The organism is Variovorax sp. E3, assembly GCF_016082275.1.
In the GTDB taxonomy this organism is placed as follows: Bacteria; Pseudomonadota; Gammaproteobacteria; order Burkholderiales; family Burkholderiaceae_C; genus Variovorax.
In genome coordinates this window covers 1-7,423 of sequence record NZ_MOWM01000239.1, presented here as the reverse complement: position 1 = coordinate 7,423, position 7,423 = coordinate 1, and the positions used below count along the sequence as shown (strand labels likewise).

Below are 7,423 nucleotides of genomic sequence, written 5' to 3'. Positions count from 1 at the left end.
CCGGCGCAGGCCGACGGGGGCGTGCGCGGGCTTGGGCGTGTAGATGGCCGCCGGGGCCGGCGATGCGTGCCCGGATGCCTGCGGCGCTTGGCCGGCAGCTGCAGCACGAAGGTGCTGCCCTGGCCCGCCTGGCTCTGCACGGTGAGCTGGCCGCCCAGCAGCTGCGTGAGGTCGCGCGAAATCGACAGCCCCAGCCCCGTGCCGCCGTAGCGGCGGCTGGTGGTGCCGTCGGCCTGGCGGAAGGCCTCGAAGATCAGCTCGTGCTGCTGCGGGTCGATGCCGATGCCCGAGTCGGACACCGCAAAGGCCGCGCCGCCGTCGGGCGCGCCCGACACCACCAGCGCGACTTCGCCGCGGTCGGTGAACTTGAGCGCGTTCGACAGCAGGTTCTTCAAGATCTGCTCCACGCGCTGGCGGTCGGTCACCAGAGAGGCCGGCGCGTCGGGCCTGATCTCCAGCCGGAAGCTCAGGTTCTTCTGCTGGGCCAGCGGCCGGAAGGTGGTCTCCAGGCTCTGCGCGAGCCGCTGCAATTGCACGTCTTCAGGCACCACCTCGAGCTTGCCGGCCTCGACCTTCGAGATGTCGAGGATGTCGTTGATCAGCACCAGCAGGTCGTTGCCCGACGAGTAGATCGACTCCGCGAACTTCACCTGCTCGGCGCTCAGGTTGCCCTGCGGGTTGTCGCCCAGGAGCTTGGCCAGGATCAGCGCGCTGTTGAGCGGCGTGCGCAGCTCGTGCGACATGTTGGCCAGAAACTCCGACTTGTAGCGGCTCGCGCGTTGCAGCTCGTCGGCGCGGTCTTCCAGGTCGCGCTGCACGCGGCGCAGCGCGGTGTTGCGCTGGTCGAGCGCCTCGGTGCGCTCCGACAGCTGGCTGTTGGTCTGCTCCAGCTCGGCCTGCTGGTTCTCCAGCATGGCCTGCGAGGCGCGCAGCGCGCGCGACTGCTCTTCGAGCTCTTCGTTGGCGGTGCGCAGCTCTTCCTGCTGCACCTGCAGTTCTTCGTTGAGCTGCTGGGTCTCGGCCAGCACGTCCTGCAGCTGCTCGCGGTAGCGCGCCGCCGCCAGCGAGGTGCCGATGTCGTCGGCCACCACCTCGATCAGCTGGTTGCCCCGCTCGTCGGGCGTGCCGGGCAGGCCCAGCTCGATCACGCCGTTGACCATGCCGTCGCTGGCCACTGGCATCAGCAGCACGGCCTTGGGCGCCATTTCGCCCAGGCCCGAGTTGACCTTCAGGTAGTCGGCGTTGACGGGGTCGATCAGCATGCGGCGGCGCTCGGCCGCGGCCTGGCCGATCAGGCTTTCGGTCGGCGAGAACACCTGCGGCGTGGCCTCGGCCGCGCTCGAGAAACCGTAGCTCGCGGCCCGGCGCAGTGGCCCGTGCCGTTCGCGCACGTACATGGCGCCGACCGAGCTGCCCAGGTGGCGCGAGAAGAACGCCAAAATCTTGCGGCCCATGTCCGGCGCGCTGAGTTCGCCGACCAGCTCGCCCACCAGCTCGGTCTGCGCGCCGCGCAGCCAGGCCTCGTGCGACAGGCGGTCGGAATGCGCGGCCTGCTCCTTCAGCACCACGTCGTAGCTGTCGGACAGGCGCATCAGCTGGCGGCGGCCGAAGTAGGCCACCAGCCCGGTGAGCGTCAGCGTGAACAGCAGGAACAGGCTGATCACCCACCACGCCGTGCTGTTGGCCTGGTTGTTGCGCTGGAAGCGCAGGCCCTGCTCGGTGTCCATGAAGGCGGTGAACTCGGCGCGCATGTCGTCGGTCAGCCGCTTGCCACGGCCCAGGCGCACGATGGCCTGGGCGTCCTCGCCGGCGCGGCGCGCGGCAATCAGGCTGCGCGCGAACTCGTTCCAGGTGGTCTGGAGGGCCGCGATGCGCTCGACCCGTTCGACCTGCTGCCGGTTGTCGGACACCATCTCGCGCAGCGCGGCCGTGTCGCCCTTGATGCGGGGCAGGGCGCTCTGGTAGGGCTCCAGAAAACTCTCGTCGCCGGTGATCAGGAAGCCGCGCATGCCGGTCTCCATGTCGATGCTCTGGCGCTGCAGTTCGCTGGCGGCACGGGTCACGCGGTCGGTGTGCTCGACCCAGCCGATGGTGTTGAGCAGAAACAGGATCAACCCGACGAACACCACGGCGCCGAAAACGCCGCCGATCAGCGGGAGCTTGAGGTTGCGGCTCAGCAGGCGGTCAAAGTCTTCGGGGTCGATCGCGGAGGGAGTGTTCATCGGACGCATTTGTAAGCAAAACTTGTCAAGTTTTGCCGATAAATGCCACTTGCCCTGTCGGAGAAGACCTCGTCACGGCTTGTGCTTCAGGTGGAACGGCGGTAAAGGTCTCGTTATACTGTAATTTCATACAGCAAAGCGAGATGGGCACCGACCCCTTCAATCCGCCCGTCGCGGCCCCTGTTGCGCACGTTGTTTCCGTCAAGGCGCTGTGCGCCTTCGGCGCGAAGGCGGGCGACCTCGACCTGCGCTTCGTGCCCGCGCCCAGCGCGCTCGAAGGCATGGCCGGCCACGCGCTGGTGCAGCACCGGCGCGGCGGCGACTACGAATGCGAAGTCGCGCTCGAAGCCACCTGCGGCGTGGTGCATGTGCGCGGCCGGGCCGACGGCTACGAGTGCCACCGCGGCCGGGTCGAAGAAATCAAGACCTTTCGCGGCGACTTCGACGCCATTCGCGGCAACCACCGCGCGCTGCACTGGGCGCAGGCCCGCACCTACGGCTGGATGCTGTGCGAGCTGAACGGCCACGACGAACTGACCGTGGCGCTGGTCTACCTCGACCTGGCGACCGGCGACGAGACCGTGCTCGAAGAGCACCACACCCGCGAGGCCCTGCGCGAACACTTCGAGCGGCTGTGCGGCCGCTATGCCGCCTGGGCCGAGAGCGAAGCCGCGCACCGCGCCGCGCTCGACGGCACGCTGGCCGCGCTCGCGTTCCCGTATGGCACTTTCCGCGCCGGCCAGCGCGAGTTGGCCGAGGCGGTCTACCGCGCTGGCGCGGGCGGGCATTGCCTCATGACGCAGGCGCCCACCGGCATCGGCAAGACGCTGGCCACCATCTTTCCGCTGCTGAAGGCGCGCGCCGCCCGCAAGATCGACAAGGTGTTCTTCCTCACGGCCAAGACCTCGGGCCGCCCGTGGCGCTCGACGCGCTGCGTGTGCTCGACAAGGGCCGAGGCCCGGGCCGGCTGCGCGTGCTCGAACTCGCGGCCCGCGAAAAAGTCTGCGAATACCCCGACCGCGCCTGCCATGGCGACGCCTGCCCGCTGGCCAAGGGCTTCTACGACCGGCTGCCCGCCGCGCGCGAGCAGGCCGCGCAGGTGGCGTGGCTCGACAAGCAGGCGCTGCGCGACATCGGCCTGGCGCACGAGGTCTGCCCCTATTTCCTCGCGCAGGAAATGGCGCACTGGGCCGACGCCATCGTGGGCGACTACAACTACTACTTCGACAGCAGCGCCTTTCTCTACGCCACCATGCGCGGCGCCGACTGGCGCGCCGCCGTGCTGGTCGACGAAGCCCACAACCTGCTGGAGCGCGCGCGTGGCATGTACAGCGCCGAGCTCGACGGCGGCGCGCTCGAAGAAGCCCACCGCATGGCCCCCGCCGCGCTGCGCGGCCCGCTGGCGCGCGTGTTCCGCGAGTGGGACACGGTGCAGCAGTCGCAGCAGGCCGACTACGAAACCGGCGACGAGATCCCCGAGCGCTTCCTGCGCACGCTGCAGGCCGCCAACACCGCCATGGCCGAGTACTTCGCGGCCACGCCCGAGGCATCGCAGGGCCCGCTGCAGCGCTTCTTCTTCGACGCGCTGCACTTTGCGCGGCTGGCCGAGGCCTTCGGCGACCACTCGGTGTTCGAGCGCACGCTGGGCGCCACGCAGCAGGCGCGCCGGCTGTCCATCCGCAACCTCGTGCCGGCGCCGTTCCTTGAGAGTCGCTTTGCGGAGGCGGCGTCGGTCACCTGCTTCTCGGGCACGCTGTCGCCGTTCGCGTTCTACCGCGACGCGCTCGGCCTGCCCGAAGACACGGCGCTGCTCGACGTGGCCTCGCCGTTCCACAGCGCGCAGCTGCACGTCGAGGTGGCCATGGACGTGTCGACGCGTTTTCGCGACCGCGCGGGCTCGCTGCGCAACGTGGCGGACATCATCGGCGCGCAGTTCGAGCGCCTGCCCGGCAACTACCTCGCGTTCTTCAGCAGCTTCGATTACCTCGAGAAAGCCTGCGCCGCGTTCTCGATGCGCCACCCCGGCGTGCCCGTGTGGTCGCAGACGCGCGGCATGCGCGAGGCCGACCGCCATGGCTTCATCGCGCGTTTCGAAGAGGGCGGGCAGGGCATCGGCTTCGCGGTGCTGGGCGGTGCGTTCGGCGAGGGCATCGACCTGCCGGGCAGCCGGCTCATCGGCGCCTTCGTGGCCAGCCTGGGGCTGCCGCAGTACAACGAGCTCAACGAGATCACGCGCGAGCGCATGCAGACGCGCTTCGGCAAGGGCTACGAGTACACGTACCTCTACCCAGGGCTGCAGAAGGTGGTGCAGGCGGCCGGGCGCGTGATCCGCACCGAGGAAGACCGGGGCGTGCTGCACTTGCTGGACGACCGCTTCGCGCGCGCCGAGATCCGCGAGCTGCTGCCGCGCTGGTGGCATGTGCAGCTGGGTGGGGGCGCAGGGGGAGGCCGGGCCGATGCGTAGCGCCAGGCGCCTGGAGCACGCGGCCCAGCCCGACCTGTTCGGCGAGGCGCCTGCGTCCGCCATCGAAGGGCTGCGCTATGAGCGCGGCTTCCTGTCGGCCGACGAAGAGGCCGCGCTGCTGCGCATCGTGCAAGGCCTGCCGCTCAAGGAGATGCGCTACAAGGAATACACGGCGCGCCGTCGCGGCATCGGCTTTGGCGGCAGCTACGACTTCGACAACAACCGCCTGAAGCCCGGCGCGCCGATGCCCGAGACGCTGCACCCGCTGCGGGACAAGGCCGCGGCCTGGGCCGGCCTGGCGCCCGAAGACCTCACGCACGCGCTGATCGCCGAATACCGGCCCGGCACGCCGCTGGGCTGGCACCGCGACGTGCCCGACTTCGAGGACATCATCGGCGTCTCGCTGCTCGGCGACGCGGTGATGCAGTTCAGGCCCTACGTGCCCGGCCTGCCGCCTTCGGGGCCCGCGACGCTCCAATACCTGATCGAGCCGCGCTCCGTGTACGTGCTGCGCGGGCCGGCGCGCTGGGCCTGGCAGCACGCCATTGCGCCGACCGAGGCCTTGCGATACTCGATCACCCTGCGCACACGGAGAACACGCACCCCATGACCCGCACCGCCTTCCTCAAGCTGCTCTCGCAAAAACTCTATCCCGTGTTGAAGGCCGAAGGCTTCGAAGGCTCGGGCCAGACGCTTCGGCGCATCGACGGGCCGATGATCCATGTGTTCAACGTGCAGGGCGCGAGCGGCGGCAAGAAGTGCTACCTGAATCTTGGCGCGCACCTCGACTTCCTGCCGACGGAAGGCGGCGGCAGCGTGGCGCCCGGTGACGTGGAGGAATCGCATTGCGTCTTCCGCGACCGGCTGGAGCCACCGCCCGGGCATGCCGCCGACTGGGCCTATGGCGAGACGAAGGAAGAGGCCGAGGCGAATGCCGAGCTGATCGTGCGCGAATGGGCAGGGCCGGGGCGCGCGTTCTTCGCCCGGTACGGCAGCTACCCGCAAAGCTTCGAGCAACTGGTGCGCGAGACCGACCCGAACCAGATCCATGCACGCAATGCGATGCACCTGGCGCGCATCGCCCTGCACCTGGGCGATCGCCTGCGGGCGCAGGCGTTCGTCGATGCAGGACTGGCCCGCGCGCCCGAACGCGCGACCTCGCTGAAGGCGGACCTCGCCGAGGTGATGAAGGGCTGAAGCCCAGCCGCTGCTCGCCGAGCCCGTCAGGCCGTTGCCACGCGCCGGCATTCCGCCTCGCACTGGCGGCAGGCTTCGGCGCAGCGCTGGCAGTGGTCCATGTCGTGGCCGCCGCATTCGGCGGCGCAGCGGTTGCAGGCCACCGCGCAGGCGTTGCACAGCGATGCGTCGCGCCTGTGGGAAGAGGCCGACCCCGTTCGTCGTCCAGGCCGCGCGGCAGCCGCGCTCCTACAGGGCGCAACGCCGCCCGCCGACGGAATCGCGTGCGGGGCTTTTCTAACTTGAGGGCATGTTCGATGCCGCCCCCGCCGATGCCCTTGTGTCCTTGACGCTGCGGCACGGGCACGACCTGGCGCTCAAGCATCTGGTCGATGCAGGCCTCGACGTTTGCCGCGACCGGGCACGGGGCAAACCTTGCAACGCTGGCGCGTGCTCGCAGCCGTGGCCGCCCACGATCTCTCTCTGGTCAAGCTCTTCGAAGGCCACACCGACGCGCTGGCGATCCTGTCCGAACTCGGCGGCGCGCCCATCGTTCCCCCGGGCGCACGCTGGGGCACATGGTGCGCCGAGCCGCCCGACGCGCGCGTGGTGTTCGATGGCACACGCGACATCCGCCTGAACGGCACCAAGGCCTGGTGTTCCGGCGCGGCCAGCGTCACGCACGCGGTCGTCAGCGGCTGGAACACCGAAGGCGAGCCGTGCCTCGCGGCCGTGGCGATGGACCAGCCCGGCGTGTGCGTGACCGGCGAAGGCTGGCACGCCGTCGGCATGGCCGCGAGCGCGAGCGTCGATGTGCGCTTCGACGACGCGCGCGCCGTGCGGATCGGCGAGCCCGGCGACTACGTGCGGCGCCCCGGTTTCTGGCAGGGCGGGGCGGGCATTGCCGCGTGCTGGTTCGGTGGCGCGCTGGGCATCGCGAATCGCGTGCGTGAATCCACGGGCCCGAAGGCCGATGCCCACCGGCAAGCGCACTTGGGCGCCATCGAAGTCGCCCTGGCCGGCGCCGCCGCGCTGCTGCGCGAATCCGCCGCGTGGATCGACCGCCACCCGCAAGACAACGCCCAGCGCGTCGCGATGCGCGTCCGGCTCGCGGTCGAGCAGGCCGCGACCGAGGTCATGCACCACGCCGGCCGCGCGGTCGGTGCCGGCCCCCTGTGCCGCGAGCCGCAGTTCGCGCGCGCATGGCCGACCTGCCCGTGTTCCTGCGCCAGAGCCACGCCGAGCGCGACCTTGCCGCGCTCGGCCAGCTTGCCACCGACAACACCCCAGAGGAGACATCGCCATGGACGCTGTAGAGCGCGCGGAGCGCCGCGCCATTCGAGGCGAAGGCACGACCGAGACCGAATGGCGCAACTGGCCCGGCCTCGACAGCTTGCCCGCCATCGCCGCGAGCCAGCTCGTGCCCGAGGGCTCGCGCGCGGTCGTCGTGGCGCCGCACCCCGACGACGAGGTGCTGGCCGTCGGCGGCCTGCTCGCGCAGTTGGCCGAGAGCGGCACGCCGGTCGAGCTGATCGCCGTGACCGACGGCACCGCCAGCCAT

The 7,423-nt window shown here is 70.3% G+C and carries 5 protein-coding genes and 1 pseudogene; 4 read left to right on the top strand and 2 right to left on the bottom strand.

The features are described 5' to 3' along the window. The coding region (locus BMG07_RS38710; protein ID WP_198088925.1) for a CHASE3 domain-containing protein at positions 1–2,222 on the bottom strand (2,222 nt) is incomplete at its 3' end. A 143-nt stretch (positions 2,223–2,365) separates the two neighbouring features. Here BMG07_RS38710 and BMG07_RS38705 point away from each other — a divergent pair. The 3 genes and pseudogenes from BMG07_RS38705 to BMG07_RS38695 all read left to right on the top strand — a co-directional run bounded on the left by BMG07_RS38705 (position 2,366) and on the right by BMG07_RS38695 (position 5,883). After that, positions 2,366–4,686: pseudogene (locus BMG07_RS38705) on the top strand (helicase C-terminal domain-containing protein). Next, complete coding sequence (locus BMG07_RS38700; protein WP_198088924.1) at positions 4,679–5,296, top strand: alpha-ketoglutarate-dependent dioxygenase AlkB; 618 nt, start codon at positions 4,679–4,681, stop codon at positions 5,294–5,296. The pseudogene BMG07_RS38705 and the gene BMG07_RS38700 overlap by 8 nt, the downstream one beginning before the upstream one ends. Then, positions 5,293–5,883 (top strand): DUF4304 domain-containing protein, encoded by a 591-nt coding sequence (locus BMG07_RS38695; protein ID WP_198088923.1) that lies wholly within the window; start codon positions 5,293–5,295, stop codon positions 5,881–5,883. Before BMG07_RS38700 ends, BMG07_RS38695 begins: the two co-directional genes overlap by 4 nt. 276 nt (positions 5,884–6,159) lie before the next feature. Here BMG07_RS38695 and BMG07_RS45275 read toward each other — a convergent pair whose 3' ends face one another. Beyond that, complete coding sequence (locus BMG07_RS45275) at positions 6,160–7,008, bottom strand: hypothetical protein (RefSeq protein WP_374221442.1); 849 nt, start codon at positions 7,006–7,008, stop codon at positions 6,160–6,162. A 157-nt stretch (positions 7,009–7,165) separates the two neighbouring features. Between BMG07_RS45275 and BMG07_RS38685 the strand changes: the two genes are divergently transcribed. After that, on the top strand, positions 7,166–7,423 hold a 258-nt coding region (locus BMG07_RS38685), incomplete at its 3' end, for a PIG-L deacetylase family protein (protein ID WP_198088922.1).